Consider the following 22,973-nt stretch of genomic DNA (forward strand, 5'->3'; position numbering starts at 1 on the left):
GCACGTAAATATAAAAGTTTTAAACTATTGATCACATAAGAACTGATTGAAAAAATTATGTTGACATAAGGCACGCGCCTCATACTTAAAAAGAGATAGCTATATACGGTCTATCATCTTTTAGTTGATACTTTCATTTAATGCACGCGATTTTTGATTGTCATCTGCCTTAGTACCAAATTCAATAGTTGCATGTTGTATATTCTGATGCGCCAAATCTTCCTTGATGTTTTCTTTCATAGTAATAGTCTCTTCAAACGTTATATCGGTCTTCGGTACAATATGAACTGTAAGAGCATTCTCAGTGGTACTCAAAGCCCAGATATGTAAATGATGAAAGTTTTGAATAAAATTATAGCTCTCTAAGATAGCAGTGATTTTACTGAGATCAACATTTTGAGGTACTCCGTCGATAGCAAGCTTGATACTCTCTTTTAGTAGACCCCAAGTCGATAACAGTATAACGACTGAAATAATCAAGCTAACTAGAGGATCAACGATATTCCAACTTGTATAGTAAATAATAATGCCCGAGATAACGACACCTACAGAGACCAATGCATCTACCATTAGATGCAAGAAAGCACCTTTGATATTAATATCGTCTTTTTGACCTTTGTAGAATGCAAAAGCAGAAACAGTATTTATAAATACACCTATTAGAGCTGTAATAATAATAACTTTTCCTGCAACTTCCGGTATCGTATCAAATCGACCCAAGGCCTCATACGCAATACCTATAACGATTGTAACTAACAATATGGCGTTAATAAGAGACGCCATTATAGAAGCTTTTTTGTAGCCATAGGTATAAAGCGTAGTAGATGCTTTCTGTGCTAATTTCATTCCAATTAACGAGATTATTAAACTGGCAACATCACTTAAGTTGTGGCTAGCGTCTGCGATTAAAGCTAATGAATTAGTTGAATAGCCCACTATAAACTCGATGAGCGTAAATGCAGAATTTAGACCAATCCCAATATAAAAAGCTTTATTCATATTTTTAGGGTCTGGAGCTTGATGACTGTGGTTATCTGAATTACTCATAATTTACCCTTGTTTAGGTTGCTGCATTTTATTAAAGGTAGAAAATAAGTTTATTGCATATTTTCTATATTGCACAGTCAATATTGCTCTAATACCGTAGACCCACTTATTTTTATCAATAAACTGAGCCACAACTTGATTGTGTGTCCTATCTCTCCTTGGGCGAAAAAAGCGGATTTTACTGTAATCTAACTGGCTTACGTAAGCTTCTTGTTCTCATGTTCAAGCTCTTTAGTATGTGTAGCTTAGTCTTGAATGTTGGTTAGTATAGTTTCATTAGTGTGCTTTTTATGACATGACCACATAAAGGTGTAATCGTTTAATGCTTCAATCAGCATACGAACGGCGCGTTCTTTAATCTCAGGAGTGTAGGTTTGTCTTTTCATTATCGTATTCTCTCAGAAAGATGATTTACCGCTTCTTAACAGCGCGTGTAAAACCTTGCATCTGACGACTAAGCCGGTCTTCATAGTAAACTATCCCAGTATTGTCAGAAACTTAACGTCTTGTGAGGATGTACTAAGTGCTAACTTCAAAATGGTTGAAATACCTACGCTAAATGACGACAAAAAAAGCCTAAGCAATCTAATGAAAAAGTAGATAATAAAAACCCAATCTACATGACAAACAAAAAAATGCCTCTGGGAGTTGACTCCCAGAGGCATTTAGTTTTAAATATAGCTAACGGTTACAGCGTGTTGACGCACACTGTAACGAACAAATAAGCACCTGAACTGCGTTATTTGAACAGCATTAAATGCCCGTGTAGGTGCATTTTATCCAAAATTTGCTTTCATATCAACTTTATTCACTATACATTTTAAAAACCGCTTGTTCGCTCGTTACATCCTCGTGCTGCTCTCTTTATAACCGTTACCCGTCAAATGGGTGGCAGGCTAAGGCGACGACTGCGTTTGACAGAAGGGTAAAGCTCTCGACAGGGGGTTCTAGACATATTGAGCAACGCAATGAGTGGTTATTTGTGCATATCGTAGCGGTATATTGGGTGTATTGCCCTTGCTAGCGTATGACAGCACAGTAGCGGTTAAGAGCGTGTCTAGGCGGTGCTATCAGCCGTAATCTTAACAACCGTAGCTTGATACAGTGATACGGTCTTGATGACGCGATGGGCGATGAAGTCGGCATGACTAATCACATCAAATCCAAGGAATGCACTAAAGTGTTTGTGAGTATGCTAGAAAATACTCATAGATGCTTTAGGGTGAGTGTTCCTTGAAATCTGCTCAAGGCTCCAAAATCAGCATCGGAACTTACTTAGGCTAATTTAAATAGTATATAGCCCACTAGGCTATATACTATTAGACTTCAGAGAAAAATTTAGAATAGTTCTTATACAACAGTCATTTATTCAGTGAGTCGATATTGTCATAGTTGATTCATAAGCTTAGTGTGAATAGAACGAGATCTACGCTTTAGGTAAAGTCTCTTCCTAGCTCATAACTATTCTTTATCTTGGAACCTTGAATACTTTTATTTAATCAACATCCAAGGCGTTATCTTTGTTTTGAATAAGTATTAGATTATCTTGAGCTTTCTTGAGTTTATTTTGTAACACAGTCACTTGTTCTTGTTCTGATAGGTGACGGCTCGATAGCTCGCCATATTGCTTATTCAATATACTATGTTCAGCTTCAAGTTTAGCCTGTATTTGAGTCAGCTGCTCATAAAGTCCTGATAGCTTATCACGTTCAAAGGTTACCGCCTTTAGCTCTCCTTTGATCTCTGCGGTAGCAGTTTGTATCTCATTGCGTTCAGCTGTGACCGTCTTTAGCTCTGACTTAGTGGCTTTAAGCTCCGCCTTTAAACGTGCAATCTCTGCTTTATCGCTATCAGCTGTAGCTTTAAGCGTGGCTACCTCACCAAGACTACTAGTAAGCTCTACAGATTGCTTATCTAATGCGCTACGTGTCTCTACAAGCTGTGATTGTGCTGTTTCTGCTTTAGTTCGTTCAAGCTCTAATTGATGCTTAGTATCTGATAGCGTCTGTTTGGTAGCATCATGGTCAGCTGTGGCTTGCTGAGCCGCTTTAGTTGCTGTCTCCGCAGTAGTGGCCACTTCGTCCAGCTGCTGTAGTAGATCTGCTTGTTCACCCTCTAAGGTTTTAACTGCTTCTTGCGCTTCGTCCGTCTCTGCTTGTGCCTTAACCTTAACCACCTCTAGAGCTTCACGCTCCTTAGACAGCCTATCGTTCGCCATATCAATAGCTGTCTGCCACATATCAGCGCCAAGCGTGTGCAAGCGTTCAGTGATACCGCTAGGTAAATCCACTTGTTGCAGCTCTTGCTCTTCCTGCTGTTCTCGCTTCCAACTCTGCATCGCATCACTAATGGTAGTGAATGAGCCACCGCCTAGCGCCTTACGCACCTCTGCCAGTGTCGGCTTTATCCCTTGCTCCTGTAATCGGTCAGCTGCTGCATGAATATCTTGTGTGGTGAGTGCCATGATTTTGTATTCCTTGATAGTGCATTGTAGTATGTTGTATATAGTATAATACAATATACTACATACTACAATGCAAGGTGTAAAAAAACCCCAAGTCGTCTTGAGGTTATAACTTGTTGGCTAAGACTTAATGATCAGTTAGGTATTCTTCTAGGGCATCATTGATCATGTCCTGATAGTTACCGCCTGTCTGCTTGGCTCTGTCCTTAAACTTAGCAAGAATGCTTGGGCTGATAACACTGGCTTCTGTAGTAAGCGTTTGTGGTTTGATACTGCCACGGATCGCGCCTGACCAGTCGGTGATTTCTGGAATGTCCGATAGATCAATGTCGTCATCGCTAAGCGTTGCTAAGTACTCTAAGTCCGCTTGCTGCTTAGCCGTTAATGGCGGCAACTTATCTATGTGATAACTAACCTTGTTCATATTGTCTCCTTTCAATCTTTGTGGCACGCCTGGCAGAGATAATGCGTATAACCTCAGGCCATAGATTTCAAACACTGCAAAAGCATTGGCCTTTGACTCTTAAGTAAGCCATATATCATAATTGGTAGTAAACATAGTAATTACTTACCTTGACTGACTTTTGGTAAGTAGCTCTCAAGCGCTTTGTTTGGCTTGTTAAAGCTTTCAGGCTCCCGCTGTATGATGTTAATCATTTCACGCTTAAAACTATCAGTACTCATTTTACCGTCATAGCTTAAACCTGGGTGATCGTTATAGTCGTTCATAAACTGCACATTATCAACAATTGATTTGATCTTATCTTCTGACAATTTACCGTCTTTACCAGCAATTTTATCTAATAACTTTTTGTGAAATTTGAGCTTTAAGCCTTTATAGCCCTTCCCTCTTGCTTTTTTTTGATACTCTACACTGACTTTATAATTCGTATTTTCATTTATATCGTTGATAGCTGTTTCAATAACATATCTTCGCAACTCACTAAATTGCTTATACTTATCTTTAACACACATTACGTGTTTAAACTCTTCTATCGTAAACTCTTTGCTGTACTGGTATTGATTAACCCACATTACCACCAATTCATACATTTTTATTGAATGAATACTCGATAACTCACCTATTTCTAATAGCTTGTATTTAGTGAAATTAGCTTTAAGTTGCGTCAAATATGGCAGTATTTTATTTGCGAATGATAATACGACTTCTCCGTTATCCGGATCATAAACAATACTACTAACAAGCCTTGTTTGAAGCGTTTTATTCTCGGGCAAGCTCATAACAATATCGACGTCATATAAACGTTTGCTTGCGTTCTCTATGTCACGATAAACATTCTGTTCGTTCTTAGACTTCTTACCAAAAAACAATGATTTAATATCATCAACTGTTACTTTATATTCTGTGTCTTGCGTGACATTTGGTGCATCAGGCCTACTGTCAATTTGACTGATACAAGCAAGCATGAGCTCTTTATCCGTCTTTTGCATTGTGTACGTTGCTAGGATTAAATCATTTGACTGAACAACTAAGTTATTTTCCATTTCAACTCTGCGCCCATAGTTACATTTAACAAGATCTTATCATAAAATAGAGTTATAAAAAGAGTGTTTTTTATTTATCTCTGTTTTCTGCTCATTTACTCTGTTTTCTGCTCATTTACTCTGTTTTCTGCTCATTTACTCTGTTTTCTGCTCATTTACTCTTTTTCTTTCTTGTAAGGTATTGATTTTAACAGGGAAAAATAGCTCTCAAACAGGAATAAACAGGAGTAAACAGGATCAAATAAAAACCCTCAAAGAAACGGGTGATAAATTTTTTTGTGGATAAGTGAAAAATCATCACTTAAACCACGCAGCTTGCCTAAGCAATTTAACCCTGTGTAATGTTTTTTTAAGGATTAGATTAAGGGCTAAATCCTCGACTGGGTGCATTAGTTCTACTCACTTGATGCTGATAGGACTCTAAACCGTCCTGTAGTGCTCTGTGTTGGCTTTCAGAAAGCTTTCCGTCGTATTGCTCGGTAAACGTCTCTAAAGCGGCTTTAAGAGTCTCTGAGTAAGCTTTACGCTGGGTAGTTGGTAATGAGCTCATATCACGAAACGCAAATTTAAACTGCTGACACGTTTTATCTAAGGTATCTGCAAGATGTTCTTTAGCACATTTCCTCGCCTCAGCTGGGTGATTATCATTATCAATATAATCAGTTAACCATTCTGTATAGTTGAATGAGGAGACAACGTCTCGAGTCAGTCTACCAACGTCTCCTGCGCTACCGCCTAGCTTATTGATGATACTAGTTTTAAATGTCGCACGCTTTTGATCAATATCGTCCCTAAAGTCCTCAAAATGCTTAATAAGCGCCAGATACCGCTCTCGTTCAGCTTTAGGATCACGCAAAAGCTTGATAATGGATTTGTTATTTTCAACTAGCGTGTAATCAAAACGTTTGCCCACTTGCTGTAAGTGATCTCTAAACCCTAGCGCTTTATCTTTATCTTCAATACCAAGGCGCTTTGCAAACTCGCTAAGTATCGCAACTTGACGCTTATCAAATTTATCAGGGGCATCCTCTATCGTTTCTCCTTGTGCCCAGCTGATTGCCATTGAATTGTGATGGCGTTGAATTAAACGCATGGCTAAGTGCAGCTTCATACGTTCAGCATACTCAAAGATTCTCTCATCTTTGTGACGGTTTGCTCGAGTGTCTCGATCAACTTGTCTTTGCTGTCGATCAAGTCGAGCAGCTCTTGCTCGTCGTGCTGCGTCATCGAAGGGGTTGGGGGCTGGTCTTGCACTTCGCTCAGTTGCTTTGTTAATTTCAATATTTGACTTTCCGATAGCTTCAGTGATTCCCTCAATTGCTTGTTTTGTGTCGTCAATTCTTTGTGTGAGCTTGTTATTTGCTTGTGCTGTGCCATTAATTCTTTGTTTTGTGTCATCACATCGCTTTGGTAGGTTTTCGCATCGTTTAGCTGCCCAAGCAATGCCTGATTTTGCCTCTTCAACGCATCGTTTTGTGTCGTCAACTCGAATTGCCGTTCTATTATTTTGTTCTGTGCAGTACGTAATGTGAGGTTCTGAGCTTCCAGAGAGGTGTTTTGCAAAATCAGCTCGCTGTTTTGTGCCTCCAATGCTGCCAGGTAGTCTTGCATTTTTCTCAGTTGCCCAAGCAAGTCCTTTTCTAAGTGCGCTAATTCGTCGCTCATTGTCTGCTTCCTGTTTGATATGGTTGTCAGCCACCAATTTATTACGTGCTTTGATGGCGCGGTTGGTGTCTCCTTTTTCGGTCGTGATGCCTCGGCGCTCCATTGCCGTCGCCTCAACGCCCATTTTAATGGTGGGCTGCTGATCAAGCCCCTGATCCTTATAACTGCGCGCATCCATCAATGGCAGATGATGCTGCGCCAACACTTTATTGGCGGTATCTACCCACATCTCCCGAACACGCTTAATCTCTTGCATCGATGACGGCAGATCATGCGCCTTACGTTTTTTGTTGGACCACTCAAACGGGGTCTTAAGCTTTGGATCAAACGCCAAGGTTTTATTCGGTCCAATGGTAGGCGCTCGAGTAGTGACTAAAATATGCGCGTGAAAATTACGGGGATCAGGGTTCTCCTCACCCTCACGCAAATACTTAGAGCTTGGCGGTACATTAGGATCAAAAGGCAATTTCATCACCGGACGATGGATACACACATCAGCAATCACATCCATATCGTCGCAAAGCTTTTGGGCAAAGTTGATGGCCAGCTGATGCCGATCATATTCGTCTAACTCATACGGCAAATTAATCAGCCACTCACGCGCCACCCGACTGTCCGAACGTGTCTCTGCCGCTTCAGCGGTATTCCAAAGCGTCTCTCGATCCACACTCACACCCAGCGCCTTTAGCGAAAATGGTAAAACAATATCGCTACTCATAACCCCAGACTTTTTACTATAGTCATGCGTCTTGCCATATTTGGCATCATCAAGCACATCCCCAGCACGATAGGCCGCCGACGCCACAGCTGACTGCCCTGATTTTCGAGAAATCGCCTTTGTCGCAATATGTACCATCGTCATAAAGAGCCACCTGCTATTGTTGCTTTTTTCACACCACCGCTTTTTGTGGTGTGCGGGGTTTGGGGTTTCCCCAACGAAGAAGGATTCAAAATTAAGATAGTAACGAAGTGGATAGATTAAATTTTGAGTCGTTACTTCGCCCTTAGTCAGGGAGACGCCACCATCAAATACTAAAATAATATATCTGAGGTGTCTGATGCGGTTGTGTTAAAGCTTACCACAAGCGATTGAATGATAGTGAGGTGCTTGCTATGCTGAGTAAAATTTAATCGATAAGGGTAAATCTGATGTCAGTATCTAATAATAAAGCACCTATGTCTATTTTTGATAGTCAAGACTCTAATGAGCTAAAAGAGCGTCAACGGTTAGAAGAGTTAAAACGCCAAGCTAAGGTTCAGCAGGTGAAGCTGGATAAACGATTAAACAAGCAGAAGATTCTAATGGGGGCATTTTTGGGTCAAGTATTGGCAACTGAAGGTGAAACTGAGCAAATGATTCGAGATTACTTCGCCATTCACTTTCCAGATTTTTTAACAAGGAAATCAGATAAGTTTTTATTCAAAAGTATGATCGAGAGTTTAGGTGGTGATATAGGATTGGGTGAGGAAGAGGATCCATTTTTAGCCAACGTAAAAGAAAATAATAAAGAAGCTACTGATCAAAATACAGGCGTTGAAGGCAGAAATACTGATAGCAATAACCAAACGCAATCTGACTCTCTGGCTAATTATAGAGAACAGGATTCGCTACTAGATGACAATAGTCATGCTACTGGTGGAAGTAATCCAAACTATCATGGGTAATAGGTTATGTTTATTGAAAGCCACAAAGCTGCGCTATCAAGCTTTGATGCAAATATAGAGCCGTATATGGTCGATGGTGTAGTGGCAGATAGTGAAGGCGCTTTATCTGTGATGCTGCCACTTGCAAGAAATACGATAGCCATTAAATTTGCAGAAGATGATCATAGCGTTGCGGAAATGGTAGCTCGTGCATTTACTTTGTTTGAAAACTTCTGCACAAGCGATCAAGCATACGCTTTTTACAATGAGATGATGGAAAATCCAAAATTATATGATCGTGTGATGCAGTTCGTTACTCTGATGCTAATAGCTGATAAGCCATTAGGAACCCTTGCCATAAGTAAGGCAGTGGATAAAAAACATGCAAAGCTTTTGAGTGATGTTCGGCTGATTGGTGGAATTTTTGGGTTTTATGATAAAGAGACTAAGGTTTATACAGATGATATCACTTGCATAACTCATCTCAATGGAACAACTAAAGAGCTGACTCTGCCCCCTGAGAAGGTTTTGATGCTGATGAGCTATTACATAAATGGCCAACGTGTATTGACCATGATGCCCTGGTGATGGGTTTAGGTTAAAGTGCAGTTGCACAGGATCATGGATAGTCTTTTACATATCAGCATAAAACTTCTGGATAAAGTCACGAGTCTTGCTCATGAGTCGCTCGTGAAGGGGTTTGCGCTCAAATAGCTTAACTTTATAGTTAGGTAGCGCTTTCACTTCGTTACGGTCAGGTAGCCGCTTGCTAGTCTTATACTTTCTGAGGATCTCTTGCATGACATCGGCTTTCAGATTGTTATCTTTACATAGCTCTTGGTACGCAGCCTCCTTCTCTACGTCCCAAAAGTGTGCAAAAGCCTCCTCTACTGTCTGACCATCTGGCATTTTAGGCATCTGCTCCTTGATGAACTTTTGGATAAGCTCTTGCTTGTCGCGGAAGGTCGGCTCATTCATGATTAAATCGTTCACCTGGGCTTGGTACTGGGCTGCCTTCTCTTCGTTGCCATCGTCTTGCTGCTTATTGGCTTGCTTGAGTAGCTCTAGTATGTAGCCGACATTGATACGATCGCTATGTAGCATTTCAATCTGAAAGTTGATGTCATCGAGTATTGAGGTTTTATCCTGGCTATTCTTGTTCTGGGTGCGAATGTTGCGGTATAGGTCTATATATTTACTGGCAAAATTGGCGAAGTCTTCTTTATTCAGATCTGTATCAGCCTGGTCGTAGTCTACGAAGGTACCTAACTGCTCGTTATAGCGCATCACTTCACGAAAGGCTTTGATAAATGCTAACTGCTCATCTTCAGTCTCTAGTGTATCAACGGCCTTATAATCAGCGCAGATGTCTAAAAGGGTCTTAGCGGCTTGATCGTAGTGCTTTCGTAGCTCATGCATTTCAGGAATGACGGCGATATCTTTCGCTTGCTTGTTGGCAAACAGGGCTAGAGCGTCGTCGGTGTTTTGCTTTAGGTTACGAAAGCAGACGATATTACCAAAGGGCTTTTTATCGTTATAGATACGGTTGGTGCGTGAGAAGGCTTGTACCAGACCATGGTACTTTAGGTTCTTATCCACGTATAGCGTATTTAAGGTTTTGGCGTCGAATCCTGTCAGAAACATGTTCACGACGATCAGAATATCGATCTTGCGCTGTTTTACTTTGGTGGCGATATCACGATAGTAAGGATAGTAGTTCTTGCCTGAATCAAAGTTTGTAGCGAATGTATGATTGTATTGGCCAATGTAGCGATCTAACTTGTCGCGGCTGCTCTCATCAATTTGGGCAGGGGTTTCAAAGCTGGACTCTGCAATGAGCCCATTGTCTTCGAAACTGGCATCGGTCGCTTCGTTGGCCGCATAAGAAAATATCGTAGCAATGGTGAGTGGCTTGAATGTAGGGTCATCGGCTTGCTTTTGCGCTTGAATACGCTCAAAAGCGTCGTAGTACTGCGTGAGTATATCAACGGAGCTGACGCAAAATATGGCGTTAAACTCGCGGCGTTTGGTCTTGGTGTCATGCTTTTCGATGATATAGCGAGCGATATCATCAATGCGTTTAGGGTCGTTATAGACCTCTTGAGTGTCAATGGCGGTGACTTTTTCATCGGCAGCACTGTCGTTTTTGGTGAATTTACCCACATAGTCAATCTGAAAGGGCAGCACGTTTCTGTCACGAATGGCATCCACGATGGTGTAGCGGTGCAAGCACTCATCAAATAGGTAGGCGGTAGTGAGCTTAAGCCCAGCTTTGTTGTGAGCGTTGTCAATCAATATGGGTGTGCCTGTAAAACCGAACATCTGCGATTGTTGAAAAAAGCGTTTGATGTTTCGGTGCGTTTCACCAAATTGGCTGCGGTGACATTCATCAAAGATAAAGACGACTTTTTTGTCTTGTAAGTAGCGGATTTTTTCTTGATGGCGCTCTGATTTGATAGCGCGGTTGAGCTTTTGAATGGTGGTGACGATCAGCTTGTCGTGGGTCTCGCCGAGCTGCTTGACTAAGTTTTTGGTGTTGGTGGTACTGTCTACGCTGCCGTCTTTAAAGGCGTTGAACTCATTGGCGGTTTGGGTGTCCAAATCATTTCTATCGACAACAAACACCACCTTTTCGACATCGGGTAGCCCCATGATGATTTGACTGGCTTTAAATGAGGTCAGCGTTTTGCCTGATCCTGTGGTATGCCAAATATAACCGTTTTTGTCTGAGGCGGTGGCGCGCTCAATTAAGCGCTTGGTGGCATGGACTTGATAGGGTCTGAGCACCATCATGGTCTTGGAGTACTCATAGAGCACGACAAACTGAGCGATCATCTCGGTTAAATGCGTAGGGGTTAAAAACACCTCAGCAAAATCAACGATTTCATTGATCGGTTTGTTGTCGCTGTCCGCCCAGGGAAAGGTAAAATTAAAGTGCTGAGTGCCTTTGGCATAGTAGCGCGTGTTTGCGCCATTACTGATGACGAACAGCTGAACGAACTCAAATAAGCCATGTCCTGCCTTGTAGGCGGCTTTTGAGTAACGCATGGTCTGATGGAATGCCTCGGCAATCTCGATGCCGCCACGGCGCTTAAGCTCGATTTGCACTAGGGGCAAGCCGTTAACCAAGATGGTGACGTCAAAGCGACTGGTGCGCCCGTTTTGGCTGCTGTGGTCAACCATAATCTGATTGCTCAGCTGCCAAATGTTGTCATCAGCGTTTGGCCAAAAAAACTGAATATGGCGTGAGCTGCCATCATCGAATTTGACGTTGAACTTATCGCGCAGCTTTTTGGCACGCTCAAAGGCGCTGCCACTGCCAAGATGACTGATAACTTGCTTCCACTCATCATCAGATAATGGCTGATCCAGCTGATTGGCGCGGACGATTTGCGTCTTTAGGTTGGCAAGGAGTGCCGCCTCGGTGGTAATGGTAACGCGCTCATAACCCAAATCCTGCATTTGCGTCATTAGGCTGTCTTCGAGTTGGTACTCACTTTGCTCAGTCATGTTATACCTTATACAAACATCTGCTGTAATAAGCCTTTTTTCCACGTTTTGGCGTGGTCGATTTGCTCGGCAACGTTATCAATTTTTTGGTCAATAGCGGTTAGGAAGTTGGCAATTTTAGTTTGTTCTTCGCAGCAAGGATATGACATAACAGCGCTTGCTACGGTTTTCCAATCAGCGCGTGGCATCTTTGAACCAGACTGAATACTCGTAAGCTCTGAAAAACCTTCGCTTTGTATATATTGATATAGGTAATTATTAGATATCTCTATACCTGTAAGAACCCAAATCTCAGTAGAGCAGACACCCTTAAAGTCAGGCTGGGCAAATTTATTTAAATATGGACGTAATTTTCCATACAAAACATTAGATCTTTCAAATACGTTTTTCGTGCTTTTTTGATTTTTACTGTCAGTAGTGCCTAGTATTGTCCCTGTACCTTGCGATAAGTGTTCAAGTTCAATGCAAGGTAGATTATTTTCTACTTTAGGATTAAAGCTTTCTGATTTGTTCGTGAAAACGTTGCCAATCAAACTTTCTTCCCAATCCTCAAAATCACTACCATCGTCGGCTTTAAAGCGCAGTTTTTGGCTAAAAAGCTGCTGCATCATGCCTTTTTTATAGTCGGTAAGCAGTTCATGCTTTTGGATCAGCTCATCGATTTTAGTATCGACAGCGGATAGGAATGTAGCGATTTTGGTTTGTTCTTTTAGACTGGGTTTATTTATTTTTATATCTTTTAGTTGGCGTGAATACAAGTGAACTACAGAGTTGCCTTGAGCAAAACGAGCCATTTCTAGTTTTTTAGCTGAACTCAAATAGTAAGCTAACCACGCCCCATTCTCCTTATGACTTAAAATATTTAAATCACCACTGAGAATAATACCGTCATGTAATACACAAGCTGCCGTTGCAATATCAATTTGTGTTTCGCCTGAGGCAGGAATAATGACATCACCAGCTTGACTTAGAATACAGTCAGATTTTTTTATATTAGTTTTAGATATTATATTGTCAATTACTTGTCCATATGTTGTATAAAGCTCACCGTATCGAATACATGGATTTTTACCATCGCTAGAAATATCAGCTTTGGATAGACCTTTACCCTTAGAAAATACGACGATATCGTTTAAACTCTCTACATCTAAGTCGTTATTAAACTCTTTAAACCGCAATTTTGGCGTTGCCATCACATTACATCCTTATCTTGTATCACCAGTAGATTCATCACCAGACGGATGAGCACTTCTTTTTGAGTGGGGTCTGATTCGGCGATCAGCAGTGTGAGCGCTGCAAGCCCCGTATCATTGATGATGGCAGTACCCTCATCATTGAATAAGCGGTTATTACGGTATAAAAAATCAACAAATAAGAACGCTGCACTGCGCTTGTTACCATCAGCAAAAGGATGGTTTTTGACGACAAAATATAACAGATGCGCCGCCTTGGATTCGATACTGGGGTAAACTTCCTCACCAAACGCCGTTTGTTGAATATTACCCAATATGGCAGCCAGTCCATCACCGCGAGGCTTAGCAAATAGCTCTGTGGCCTCTTTTTTATCCATCAGGGTTGATTTGAGCTGATTCAGTGCCTGCATGGCACTTGGTGCGTCTAAAACCTCGCCGCCTGGTTGCCCCACAGGCTCATGCAACAAACCCTCATCGTAGCGCTGCAACCATAAAAAAGTTTGGGTGTAGCGGCTGATGATCTCGACCAAACCTAGTGCGCTGTCTTTGCTATGCTGCTCAGATTGAGCCGTTTTTTTGATTAAGGCGATGGCTTGCTCAAGCTCAGCGGTGTTTTGCTGCAAACGCTGTTGATTAATGCTAAAGCCTTGGATGAGATGCTCTTTTAAGATGCGCGTTGCCCATTTGCGAAACATCACGCCTTGCTTGGATTTGATGCGATAACCCACGCTGATAATGACGTCCAAATCATATAAGGTCACGGGTTTGTCAGAAAAAGCAATTTGCACTTTTTGCAAATTGCTTTTTGGATCCACCTCTTCATCACCAATCGCGTTATTGATATGGCGTGAAATCACTGAAACATCACGGCCAAACAGATCACTCATTTGGGCTTGGCTTAGCCATACCGTGTCTTGCTCAACATTCACTTCAAGGCTGACTTGGTTGTCTACTTGATATAGCTGGATTTGACTGTCTACGGTGCTCATGACCCTACCTTAAAGGGCGAATCAATGCCCAGCTCTTCACAAAAGCCATTAATGACAGCGTCCGTTTCTTGGCTCTTTTTTTCTAAATCTTGCAGCGCTTTGGCAACGGCTGTGAGATCCACTTCAGGCTCAGCCTCAAACGTGTCTACATAGCGCGGAATGTTGAGATTATAGTCATTATCATGAATATCCTTTAAAGAGGCGACATGGGCAAATTTATCGACGTTTTCACGGGCTTGATAGGTCTTGATGATGGTATCGATATGCTCAGGTAGTAGCATATTTTGATTTTTTTGTTTATCAAAGCAGTCACTGGCATCGATAAAGAAGACATCTTTATCATGCTTACGGTTCTTTTTGAAGACTAAAACAGAGGTCGGAATACTGGTGCCATAGAAGATATTGGCAGGCAGTCCAATCACTGCGTCTAAGGCATTGAGGTTTTTGATGATGTATTTACGAATATCGCCCTCGCTGGAACCGCGAAACAGGACGCCATGCGGCAATACCACTGCCATCGTGCCATTATCATCTAAGTGATGTAGCATATGCTGGACAAAGGCCATGTCGGCTTTGGTCTTGGGTGCAAGTTTGCCATAGTCTGAAAAACGCTCATCTTGAAGCAACAAGGGATCAGCTGACCACTTCGCAGAGAAAGGCGGATTGGCCACAATGGCATCAAAGCGCATACCGATGTGCTGCGGACGCTTGAGCGTGTCTTCTTGCTTGATATCAAACTTGGTAAAGTTCACGTCATGCAAAATCATGTTCATGCGTGCTAGGTTATAGGTGGTGCGGTTCATCTCTTGACCGTAGATTCTATCTACGTCATTCGCCTCACGCTTGACGCGCAGCAGCAAAGAACCCGAGCCACACGTAGGGTCATAGACTGAGCTTATGGTGTCCTTGCCGCTGGTTACGATTTTGGCAAGTAACGTGGATACCATCTGCGGCGTGTAAAACTCTCCCGCTTTTTTGCCTGCGCCACTGGCAAACTCACCGATCAGATACTCATAAGCATCACCTAACACATCGCTTTCGGTGTTACTCAGATCAAAATCAATGGCATCTAGGTGGCTTAGTACTTTGACGATCAGCTCATTGCGGTCATCAGGGCTGTTGCCAAGCTTGGTTGAGGTAAGATCTATGTCTTCAAATAGGTTAGCAAAATCTTCTTCTGAGTCTGTGCCTAATGTGCCCTGCTCGATGGCCTTTAGCGTATCAGCCAAATCATCAAGAATGAATGCCTGGTCTTGTTTGCCGCGTTTGGCCAGTTGATGAAACAGCTGATTGGGTGCAAGCGCGTAGCCAATCTCATCAATGGCGTTTTCTTTGACTTCCTCGATATATTCAAGATGCTCAGGATTACTGGTGTCAAAATTTGCAAAGTTATCGAAGCCTTCGCCTTCTTCAGCCAAGATATTATTGGCAAAGCGGATGAATTTATCAGATAAGTATTTATAAAAAATAAACCCTAATATGTAGTCCCGAAACTCATCTGCACCCATCTTACCGCGTAGGTCGTTGGCAATATTCCAAAGCTGCTTTTTTAGCTGTTGAAGCTGTTGTGATTGACTCATGATTATCCTAAATTAACATCGTTAGGTGTATAGGTGTATAGGTGTATAGGTGTATAGGTGTATAGGTGTATAGGTGTATATATACCTACAATAAATTATTAAAAATCAACGCTATGGATGGACATTAACGCTCATTCAGCCGTGACTCAATCATCTCAGTGAGTAGCTTAGTGACGGTTGTGCGATTATCAAGGACGTATTGTTTAAGCTCAAAGTAGGTATCTTCATCAAGATTGAAATTGACTCGTGTGCTCTTTTTAGGCTTATCAGTGACGTCAGACAACTCAAGCGCGTCTTTTTTATCTTTACTTGGGCGGCCAGCTTTCATAACTCTACTTCCTTATCAAAAAACGTTTTAACCTCGTTGACCAGTTGCGTGATCTCAGTCACGGCACTGCTCTTAGCAGATTCTGTCTCAAATACCGTTTTGCCAACTGAAGCGCTATTTGGATAGCTGACCCGCTGCACGATTCTGGCATCAAGAACGGGCAGATTATAATCTTGTAGCACTGCGGCAACTTCTTTGCCGATGTTAGTGTTTTGGATCGCGCGAGAGACCACAAAGGCGGCTTTGAGCTTACCATCGGTCATCTCGATGCGCTGCTGCACCAAATCAACCAAATCACTGGTCGCCCATACATCATAGGGGCTTGGCTGTACGGGTATCAACACAAAGTCAGCGGCTTTTATGGCAGATAGTGCCAAATTGGTCGCTTGCGGTGAGCCATCAATTACGACGAACTCTTTATCAGAAACATTTTTTAAATCCTTATCAAGCGTTGGCCTATCAAGGCCGATAACAGGAACAGGATTGTCTTCATTAACAGCTCTCCAATCGCGAGCACTGCCTTGCTGATCACTATCAACGAGTAGCACACTATGACCCTGAAGTTGTAGCCCACGTGCCAAATGCGTGGCTATCGTGGTCTTGCCGCTGCCGCCTTTTTGGTTCAGTACTGCGATTACTTTCATGGTAAAGGCCTTATGATGATTATATATTCATACACTCAAATGAGTAAGTACTCATATAAGTATATTATCGCAAAGGGCTAGTAAGCACAACTGAAAGTATTGAGCTTATTAGTATTGGACAGGTCTTGCTATTAAACCGATATGACACGTAGTAAAATGCACTGCTTAATAGCACTATGCGTGTCTAGCGAATAATTTGTATGCTAGTAGCACTATATTTGAAATAGGAGACGATCATGATTAAGTGTCATTTATCAACAATAATGGGTGAAAAGCGCCTTAAAATTGCAGATGTTGCAAGAGAAACTTCTATCAACAGAGGCACAATCACGCGTATGTATCATGAAGAAGCCACTCGAGTAGATTTAGAAGTGATTGAAAAGCTATGCCGCTATTTTGAAATTGAGGTAGGCGACCTATATGAGCTTGTTGACAATCCAGAAATATAACTTCTAAAAATACAAAATAATCTACAGTAGGTTATTTTATCTTGCAATGAGTCAAAATGCGTGTATAATTTTACCTGTAGCAGGACATTTAATTAATTAAAAAATCTAATTAACCTACAGGAGGTTATTATGTATACGTCAGCGCAGCAACCAACAACGTCATCTTGGTTTGATCACAATGTGAAGGTTTTAACCAAGCAACTTATTGAAAACTTACAAATACAGCAAGGTTCACAGCTGGCCAAAATATTGGGCGTGAATCCGATTTTCTATAATGATGAGGCGCTTCATGTATGGGTACAGCGCCAGATAGATGAGGGGTTAATCGTTGATGATGAGGCGATTGGTGTGCTTGAGGCGGCGTTTATTGATTTAATGAATGCTAAAGAAGCTGTATAAATACTTGATTAAAAGAACGAGCAAAGTTTAGCTGATCAAACTAGTAGCTAAACTTTACTCATGTTTTTACACATTATTTTAAAACTTGAAATAAATGAAAAGGCTTTGTGCTTTCAGCAAGTTGAAATAGCAATGGAGTTATATCAGCTTTTCTAAGATTAATTTTTTTAGCAATATCGTCTAGGCTCATTCCTTCTGAAGTTAACTCACTAGTTATTGTATTGAGTACTTGGGAAGTCTCTCTATCCATTGGATAAGGCTCTGACTTACGATAATTATATTTTGCTATTTCTGGGCAGAGCACTCTTGTATAAACCCACTCACTTATGAACCCTAGCTTATGCATTCTATATGCCAGTGCTACTAAAGATACGCCGAACACTTTTTTCAGCTCAATAAGATTGTTGATGGTAGGATTTACATGTCTATATTCCATTAATGCAACTTCGGGCATCAAGAACGCAGATGCAAACTCATCTGCACATCTTTCGACTACTTTTGAATCCAAGTCTTCATCAAGTGATTTACTAAAACTTTCAGACATTTTCATACTGTATATGTCTCTAACTAAATGACCTAGTTCGTGACATGCATCAAAACGACTTCTCTCCATAGTTTTTTGGTTATTAAGAAAGATAAAAGGTGTGTCATCATACCAAACGCTAAAAGCATCAATATATTCCGATTTTACAAAAATAGAAAAAATACGTATACCTTTTGACTCTAATAGAGCAATTAAGTTCCCAATAGGTTTATCACCCAGGCCCCAGTCGTAACGGAGCGAATTAGCCGCTTCTTCAGGAGATAGATGAGATAAATCAGGAAGTTCTGATTGAACAAGTTCAAACTCCTCTTCAAACCAATCATTAAGCATAAAGCCAGTAATGCCATAAGTTAAAGCTTCGGCTTTGACTTTCTTAGTCATTCTAGAACGAGATCTAAAACTAACACTATGTTCATCAATGATTGGTAAGTCACTACCTTTAAAAAAATCGATAGGGAAGCTTAGCACCCTTGAAATATCAACTAAATTAGGCTCAGTATTTCCTTTTAGATAATTTGTTAATGTTCTAGGAGTAATATTTAGCTTTTCTGCTAATTCAGCTTTGCTCACAGCTCGCCTATCGATTGCAAACTGTAATCGATTTGGATTAAACATATATTAGCCTTGAATTGATTAAGCTTTTTTCTTACGCTTGACAGGAACTACTCCTACCTCAACTTTTTCTTTCATACGCGGTGTTGTAGGAATGTTGAACTTAACATCAGGGATTTTGATCCGCGTACCCCAGTCATTGATCTTACCTTTTGCAAATGATTTTGGCTGCGAAAGCTCTAATCTCATTAACTCACCAAATCGGTAATGAAGTAAAGTCCAAATGGTCGTTCCTTTATCAGAGTTTAATAGCGGATAAATATCATCTTTAAGGGTATTTCCCTTAATTGATCTATTGCTTACGTTTCCATCTCGTAAACCTACATACTTGTTACCTGCAAAAACACGAATTGCATGCTCCTTACACGGCGATATTACATATGCAACCCCACCTTTACCATCAACTTTAGTCCAACCAAGAGCACATAGTTTTTCTCTAAGAAAACCTGTAATGTGAAATTGCCACATTGCTAACGGAGCATTAGCTGGAAAAGAGCTTCCAACATGTTGAGTTTTTTCATTAGCGGCCAGAATCACCTCGTAAACTAGTTGAGTTGTAAGACTGGGGTGAATGGCAGCAAGAGCGCTAACGACCTCAGAATTTTCATCAATAAATTTGTCTGAAATAGCATCAAACGATGGTTGTAAAGAGAACATGGCATTTCCGATATATTATCATCAATTTGATGTATAATAATCGGAAATGCCATGTAAGTAAATAGCTAAGCGTCAATAAGATAAATAGAGCGAATTAAGTTCAGTTGCGTTGAGTATTTAGCATAGTTATTCTTATAGCCATAAGGATGGCACCCTAGTGAGGATTCGAAGCTTTGGTTGTGGGCTAATGGTAGCAACGTTTCAACTCGCTAAAATAGTCTGAGTGTACTTCGTTGTGTACTTGCCCTATATATTCTATCTGTGATCGGTGCGCTATATAGTAGACATCGAGCTGCTAGTATTTGCCATAATTATCCTTATAGGAACAGTCTGGTACTTATTTAACCTCTGACTGACTAAAAAGTAATTTTCCTATCCACCAAATGGATTCTCCAAAATTACAAATTAATTGTTCGCCTTGCTTAAGGAAAGACTCGTCTTCGTCAATTTTCGCTAATTTTAGAGCATCTCCAATTTTAGAACTAGTAGGATGTGCATCGCCTAGACGCATATCATAAGCACCAGCGATTACACCAAAGATTTGGCGAGCTCTATCGACTCCTACTTTTTGTGCCAAAATATCTTCTAATAGTTTATTTGACCCGAGTGTCTTCTTATTCTTATGTGTTGAGAGTTGGCGTAGATTGCTAACATTGAGACGATCAGAGAATATACGAATTAATTCCTTTGCTAATCTTAGTAATGAGGTTTGGTCTTTGCTTGAGAAGCGTGAAATTTGTTTTTTAAACTCAGGTTCATCTATTTCATGCGAGAACAAATCAGTATTAAACTCATTTCTAAAACCATCCTCTAACAGCTTCATACTTATAAATAAAAGTTCTTCAACAGCATGCGTAGAAGCAGGTTTAGCTTCAACCTGCGACATTAATAACTCAGATGACACCTTCCCCTCTGGAGCAATGTTATGAGCAGCCCAAATATGCTGTTCCCATGGCGCAAGACGGGCAACATCATAAGCATAAACAGTTATTAAATCAGATGAATTAATTCCAAAGTGAATTCTACACCCAGACGTAGAGTGAATACCGCCTGTTTCTGCCGTATACCATTGCAGTGAAAACCCTTGGTAACTAAGAAGTTCGCTAACTACGTTAGAACGGAACCAGAGCCATCTGCCAATATTTTCATTATTCAAAGAATGAGACGTCATTCGCGTTCCATCAGTTTTAACAATGAACTGAGGAAGTGTCTGATCTTTATCTCCCCGAACCCGTACGCTTATATTTTGATGCTCAATCCATTCGTCTCGCCAAAACTCTCCTTCTACTCGAACTCCTTTATAAACACCTTGATGGCTACCTTGCGAGCTTTCTGAGTCAGTATTTTCATCACTTTCTTGCCCCATCACTGGAGCATCTTCGTCTTCATCAATATCAGTTCGCCAGACTCTAAATGCAGCCCAGCTTCCACCGAAAACGTCTTCTAAGTCTCGAATCAAAAGCTCAAATCTTCCACCATCTCTAGACTCTTCTTTATCTGTCAGATCGGCATATACGCTGTCTTTTAAACTTATAACATTAGCTACTCTTTGGCGGTAGTACGAAAGGCGAAGAGATAGATTTCTTGCTGCTAAATAATCAATAAGAAACTCTTGCTTAATTTCAATTAAAGTATGATCACCATTCTCGTTAATAGTTTCACGAGCAACAACAATGAAATTTTCTGCAGGTCTAACCCAGTTATTTCCATCTTTTATTAAACCAAGAGCAATGACTAAATCAGGACTTAGTATCCACTCTCTTATTCCAGTTACAGGCTGATTGTATTCAAAGACAAGATTCACACCTATGGGTTCTTTGTCATTATATTCATATTGTTCGATTGGAGAATAATAGCCGTTTTCATAAGCATATGGTCTAGTGGTATGGCTAATGCCAACTTGATTCCAGTCAAATCCATCAGCTCTTTCCTTTTGTTCTGGTGGGAATGCAACAGATCCGCACCCAAAAAATTCGCTGTCATAGCCAACGTTTTTAACATCACCTTGTTCTTTATTAGACAACTCTCTTAATGGAACCCAAGTTGAGCTGCCAAAAGTTCTACGAGTTTCTTTTACTTGAAGAATCCAATCACTATTTTTCATATCTAGCACTCCGCTATTAAGGCTATTTTGAATTAATTGCATTCATTCTTTTATTAATTTCATCATCAAGCGCATGTCTTTGTTTCGAGCTTAATTGAACCATAGTCATTCTGAAATTAGCGCCACCATCGGTTAATGATTTGAACTCTTTTGCAGAAATTGCTTTGAAGCCAAATTTAAAGTCTTTTAGTTCCTTGGAATATTTAGCATCTGGTTTGCCACCATACTCACTCTTTATCAAATCCCCTGTTACTGTGCCAGACGCGACAAACCCAACGCCACTTTGATAAAGATATACCTTATCCCCTTCTTGCAAGTTGCAAATATACTCTTTCCATCCTGAGTAGAAGGCAGCAGCTTCGTTGTTTTCAAGCATTTTAACGTGCGCAGATTTGTCATTATTGTAGTTGGTATTGAGCATGAAAGGCTTAGTGCTAAGAATGTTACTAGTATCTCTTTGCTTCGCAATTTCAGGGTTTTTTGCTCTTTCTTCTAATATGTTGTTCGTTTCTTCAATTCCAGCTTTAACAAACTCTAATAATAGATAGCTTTTTGATTTGTCTAAAGTAAGCGTCAATTCTTCCAATTGATTGTTCAAATGGTTGGGTAATCTGATAGATAAAGGAGTGACAGTACTTTCATCTGTTTGGTCAAATATCACTTTTTCTAAGGCTTCTCTAATGCTCATGGTAGTCTCCAGTAAATCGAATTAGTAGAGAACTACAGTACATTTACTTCAAAAAGAAGTCAAGGTATAAAACTACATTATGTATTTTTATACCTTGACTTCTTTTTGATTGGGTTAGTTAATAAAGTCTATACCCCAGGGGCACTATCAAAACAGGTCTCTTAATCAATTAATAGTCTACTTATAATAGACTGCAATAATGGAACTACTTATAACAGACTATTTTAGGTGTTTATGTTTATCAGAGCATAGAGCGCCAATCAAAGATCAAGATGCCAAGCGTGCCAAAAGTGAGCTCATATAGCTTGCTGCTGATCATGGTCACAAAATTGCCGCCTTCTATGTTGAAAACGAGTCAGACGCAACTTTAATACGTCCACAGTTAATGTAACTGATAAATGATGCCCATGAAGGCGATATAATTTGGTTGAGCAGATTGACCGCTTAGCACGTTTAAACCAAGCTGATTGGGATACTCTCAAAAGAATGCTATTAGAAAAGAAGCTGGCGGTAGTATCAGAAGAGCTACCGACCTCTTATATAACGCCTCAATCTGATAGCAGCATTGAATTTATGAGCAGCGTATTACAGGCCATCAATTCGATGATGCTTTATATGCTCGCTGCTATTGCTAGAAAGGACTATGAAGATCGACGTAACCGTCAGATGTAAGGTATTTCTCGTACTAAGGTAGAAAGTAAATATTCAGGACGTAGGAAAGATACCGAGAAGCGTAAGATTATCGCTAGCCTTCTGAAATCTGGGCGTAGTTATTCTGAAATACAAGCTACAGCTAAGTGCTCGCGTCATTTGATAGCTGTATAGCTAAATAAATACTCAAATACTCAAATACTCAAATACTCAAATACTCAAATACTCAAATACTCAAAATTATTTTGAGGATCTGTAATAACCTTGTCAAATAAAAATTGTCTGTTATCAAAGTTCCT

At 40.6% G+C, this 22,973-nt stretch carries 20 protein-coding genes and 1 pseudogene; 5 read left to right on the top strand and 16 right to left on the bottom strand.

The window, feature by feature from the left end:
- Nucleotides 1–120: 120 nt before the first annotated feature.
- The 6 genes from A7325_RS04615 to A7325_RS04635 all read right to left on the bottom strand — a co-directional run bounded on the left by A7325_RS04615 (nt 121) and on the right by A7325_RS04635 (nt 7,544).
- Nucleotides 121–1,047, bottom strand: a complete 927-nt coding sequence (locus A7325_RS04615; protein WP_058025953.1) for a cation diffusion facilitator family transporter — start codon at nt 1,045–1,047, stop codon at nt 121–123.
- Between the two features lie 245 nt (nt 1,048–1,292).
- The gene (locus A7325_RS13685) at nt 1,293–1,433 is read right to left on the bottom strand and encodes a hypothetical protein (RefSeq protein ID WP_156410079.1); all 141 of its coding nucleotides are present in this window, start codon (nt 1,431–1,433) and stop codon (nt 1,293–1,295) included.
- Nucleotides 1,434–2,542: 1,109 nt separating this feature from the next.
- Nucleotides 2,543–3,511, bottom strand: a complete 969-nt coding sequence (locus tag A7325_RS04620) for a DNA-binding protein (protein WP_058025952.1) — start codon at nt 3,509–3,511, stop codon at nt 2,543–2,545.
- Between the two features lie 127 nt (nt 3,512–3,638).
- Nucleotides 3,639–3,935 (bottom strand): hypothetical protein, encoded by a 297-nt coding sequence (locus tag A7325_RS04625; RefSeq protein ID WP_025643904.1) that lies wholly within the window; start codon nt 3,933–3,935, stop codon nt 3,639–3,641.
- Between the two features lie 140 nt (nt 3,936–4,075).
- Entirely contained in the window at nt 4,076–5,017 is a 942-nt protein-coding gene (locus A7325_RS04630) for a replication initiation protein (RefSeq protein WP_058025554.1), read from the bottom strand.
- Nucleotides 5,018–5,378: 361 nt separating this feature from the next.
- Entirely contained in the window at nt 5,379–7,544 is a 2,166-nt protein-coding gene (locus A7325_RS04635) for a MobA/MobL family protein (RefSeq protein ID WP_058025555.1), read from the bottom strand.
- A 287-nt stretch (nt 7,545–7,831) separates the two neighbouring features.
- Here A7325_RS04635 and A7325_RS04640 point away from each other — a divergent pair, with 287 nt between their 5' ends.
- Both A7325_RS04640 and A7325_RS04645 read left to right on the top strand, forming a co-directional pair.
- The gene (locus A7325_RS04640) at nt 7,832–8,347 is read left to right on the top strand and encodes a hypothetical protein (protein WP_025643898.1); all 516 of its coding nucleotides are present in this window, start codon (nt 7,832–7,834) and stop codon (nt 8,345–8,347) included.
- A 6-nt stretch (nt 8,348–8,353) separates the two neighbouring features.
- The gene (locus A7325_RS04645) at nt 8,354–8,914 is read left to right on the top strand and encodes a hypothetical protein (protein ID WP_025643896.1); all 561 of its coding nucleotides are present in this window, start codon (nt 8,354–8,356) and stop codon (nt 8,912–8,914) included.
- A gap of 45 nt (nt 8,915–8,959) precedes the next feature.
- Here A7325_RS04645 and A7325_RS04650 read toward each other — a convergent pair whose 3' ends face one another.
- The 6 genes from A7325_RS04650 to parA form a co-directional block, all read right to left on the bottom strand.
- Nucleotides 8,960–11,836, bottom strand: a complete 2,877-nt coding sequence (locus A7325_RS04650; RefSeq protein ID WP_025643893.1) for a type I restriction endonuclease subunit R — start codon at nt 11,834–11,836, stop codon at nt 8,960–8,962.
- Nucleotides 11,837–11,844: 8 nt separating this feature from the next.
- Entirely contained in the window at nt 11,845–13,029 is a 1,185-nt protein-coding gene (locus A7325_RS04655) for a restriction endonuclease subunit S (RefSeq protein ID WP_068405070.1), read from the bottom strand.
- Entirely contained in the window at nt 13,029–14,018 is a 990-nt protein-coding gene (rhuM, locus tag A7325_RS04660; RefSeq protein WP_058025557.1) for a Fic family protein, read from the bottom strand. Before rhuM ends, A7325_RS04655 begins: the two co-directional genes overlap by 1 nt.
- Complete coding sequence (locus A7325_RS04665) at nt 14,015–15,598, bottom strand: type I restriction-modification system subunit M (RefSeq protein WP_068405072.1); 1,584 nt, start codon at nt 15,596–15,598, stop codon at nt 14,015–14,017. The genes rhuM and A7325_RS04665 overlap by 4 nt, the downstream gene beginning before the upstream one ends.
- A gap of 124 nt (nt 15,599–15,722) precedes the next feature.
- Nucleotides 15,723–15,926: a hypothetical protein gene (locus tag A7325_RS04670; protein WP_025643755.1), complete on the bottom strand. Its 204-nt coding sequence runs from the start codon at nt 15,924–15,926 to the stop codon at nt 15,723–15,725.
- Nucleotides 15,923–16,570, bottom strand: coding sequence for a ParA family partition ATPase (parA, locus tag A7325_RS04675; protein ID WP_025643757.1), 648 nt, complete (start codon nt 16,568–16,570; stop codon nt 15,923–15,925). Before parA ends, A7325_RS04670 begins: the two co-directional genes overlap by 4 nt.
- 236 nt (nt 16,571–16,806) lie before the next feature.
- On the opposite strand from parA, the gene A7325_RS04680 reads away from it, so the two are divergent.
- On the top strand, nt 16,807–17,019 hold the full coding sequence (locus A7325_RS04680) for a helix-turn-helix domain-containing protein (protein ID WP_025643759.1): 213 nt from the start codon (nt 16,807–16,809) through the stop codon (nt 17,017–17,019).
- 129 nt (nt 17,020–17,148) lie between these two features.
- A complete protein-coding gene (locus A7325_RS04685; protein WP_025643761.1) occupies nt 17,149–17,418 on the top strand; it encodes a hypothetical protein in 270 nt (89 codons plus the stop codon).
- Between the two features lie 73 nt (nt 17,419–17,491).
- Here A7325_RS04685 and A7325_RS04690 read toward each other — a convergent pair whose 3' ends face one another.
- The 4 genes from A7325_RS04690 to A7325_RS04705 all read right to left on the bottom strand — a co-directional run bounded on the left by A7325_RS04690 (nt 17,492) and on the right by A7325_RS04705 (nt 22,023).
- Nucleotides 17,492–18,577 (bottom strand): ImmA/IrrE family metallo-endopeptidase, encoded by a 1,086-nt coding sequence (locus tag A7325_RS04690; protein WP_025643762.1) that lies wholly within the window; start codon nt 18,575–18,577, stop codon nt 17,492–17,494.
- Nucleotides 18,578–18,595: 18 nt separating this feature from the next.
- Nucleotides 18,596–19,231 (bottom strand): hypothetical protein, encoded by a 636-nt coding sequence (locus tag A7325_RS04695; RefSeq protein ID WP_025643763.1) that lies wholly within the window; start codon nt 19,229–19,231, stop codon nt 18,596–18,598.
- A gap of 337 nt (nt 19,232–19,568) precedes the next feature.
- Complete coding sequence (locus A7325_RS04700; RefSeq protein WP_037058559.1) at nt 19,569–21,335, bottom strand: hypothetical protein; 1,767 nt, start codon at nt 21,333–21,335, stop codon at nt 19,569–19,571.
- Nucleotides 21,336–21,357: 22 nt separating this feature from the next.
- The gene (locus A7325_RS04705; RefSeq protein WP_025643765.1) at nt 21,358–22,023 is read right to left on the bottom strand and encodes a hypothetical protein; all 666 of its coding nucleotides are present in this window, start codon (nt 22,021–22,023) and stop codon (nt 21,358–21,360) included.
- A 199-nt stretch (nt 22,024–22,222) separates the two neighbouring features.
- Here A7325_RS04705 and A7325_RS14160 point away from each other — a divergent pair.
- Nucleotides 22,223–22,848 (top strand): annotated as a pseudogene (locus tag A7325_RS14160) (recombinase family protein).
- Nucleotides 22,849–22,973: the final 125 nt, after the last annotated feature.

It is taken from the genome of Psychrobacter sp. SHUES1 (genome assembly GCF_001652315.1).
In the GTDB taxonomy this organism is placed as follows: domain Bacteria; phylum Pseudomonadota; class Gammaproteobacteria; order Pseudomonadales; family Moraxellaceae; genus Psychrobacter; species Psychrobacter faecalis.

Coding starts and splice junctions, on each gene's coding strand:
- A7325_RS04695 (WP_025643763.1), bottom strand. CDS start 19,231: ATGTTCTCTTTACAACCATCGTTTGATGCTATTTCAGACAAATTTATT.
- A7325_RS04645 (WP_025643896.1), top strand. CDS start 8,354: ATGTTTATTGAAAGCCACAAAGCTGCGCTATCAAGCTTTGATGCAAAT.
- A7325_RS04620 (WP_058025952.1), bottom strand. CDS start 3,511: ATGGCACTCACCACACAAGATATTCATGCAGCAGCTGACCGATTACAG.
- A7325_RS04680 (WP_025643759.1), top strand. CDS start 16,807: ATGATTAAGTGTCATTTATCAACAATAATGGGTGAAAAGCGCCTTAAA.
- A7325_RS04650 (WP_025643893.1), bottom strand. CDS start 11,836: ATGACTGAGCAAAGTGAGTACCAACTCGAAGACAGCCTAATGACGCAA.
- A7325_RS04705 (WP_025643765.1), bottom strand. CDS start 22,023: ATGAGCATTAGAGAAGCCTTAGAAAAAGTGATATTTGACCAAACAGAT.
- A7325_RS04630 (WP_058025554.1), bottom strand. CDS start 5,017: ATGGAAAATAACTTAGTTGTTCAGTCAAATGATTTAATCCTAGCAACG.
- A7325_RS04615 (WP_058025953.1), bottom strand. CDS start 1,047: ATGAGTAATTCAGATAACCACAGTCATCAAGCTCCAGACCCTAAAAAT.
- rhuM (WP_058025557.1), bottom strand. CDS start 14,018: ATGAGCACCGTAGACAGTCAAATCCAGCTATATCAAGTAGACAACCAA.
- A7325_RS04655 (WP_068405070.1), bottom strand. CDS start 13,029: ATGGCAACGCCAAAATTGCGGTTTAAAGAGTTTAATAACGACTTAGAT.
- A7325_RS04625 (WP_025643904.1), bottom strand. CDS start 3,935: ATGAACAAGGTTAGTTATCACATAGATAAGTTGCCGCCATTAACGGCT.
- A7325_RS13685 (WP_156410079.1), bottom strand. CDS start 1,433: ATGAAAAGACAAACCTACACTCCTGAGATTAAAGAACGCGCCGTTCGT.
- A7325_RS04670 (WP_025643755.1), bottom strand. CDS start 15,926: ATGAAAGCTGGCCGCCCAAGTAAAGATAAAAAAGACGCGCTTGAGTTG.
- A7325_RS04690 (WP_025643762.1), bottom strand. CDS start 18,577: ATGTTTAATCCAAATCGATTACAGTTTGCAATCGATAGGCGAGCTGTG.
- A7325_RS04700 (WP_037058559.1), bottom strand. CDS start 21,335: ATGAAAAATAGTGATTGGATTCTTCAAGTAAAAGAAACTCGTAGAACT.
- A7325_RS04665 (WP_068405072.1), bottom strand. CDS start 15,598: ATGAGTCAATCACAACAGCTTCAACAGCTAAAAAAGCAGCTTTGGAAT.
- A7325_RS04640 (WP_025643898.1), top strand. CDS start 7,832: ATGTCAGTATCTAATAATAAAGCACCTATGTCTATTTTTGATAGTCAA.
- parA (WP_025643757.1), bottom strand. CDS start 16,570: ATGAAAGTAATCGCAGTACTGAACCAAAAAGGCGGCAGCGGCAAGACC.
- A7325_RS04635 (WP_058025555.1), bottom strand. CDS start 7,544: ATGACGATGGTACATATTGCGACAAAGGCGATTTCTCGAAAATCAGGG.
- A7325_RS04685 (WP_025643761.1), top strand. CDS start 17,149: ATGTATACGTCAGCGCAGCAACCAACAACGTCATCTTGGTTTGATCAC.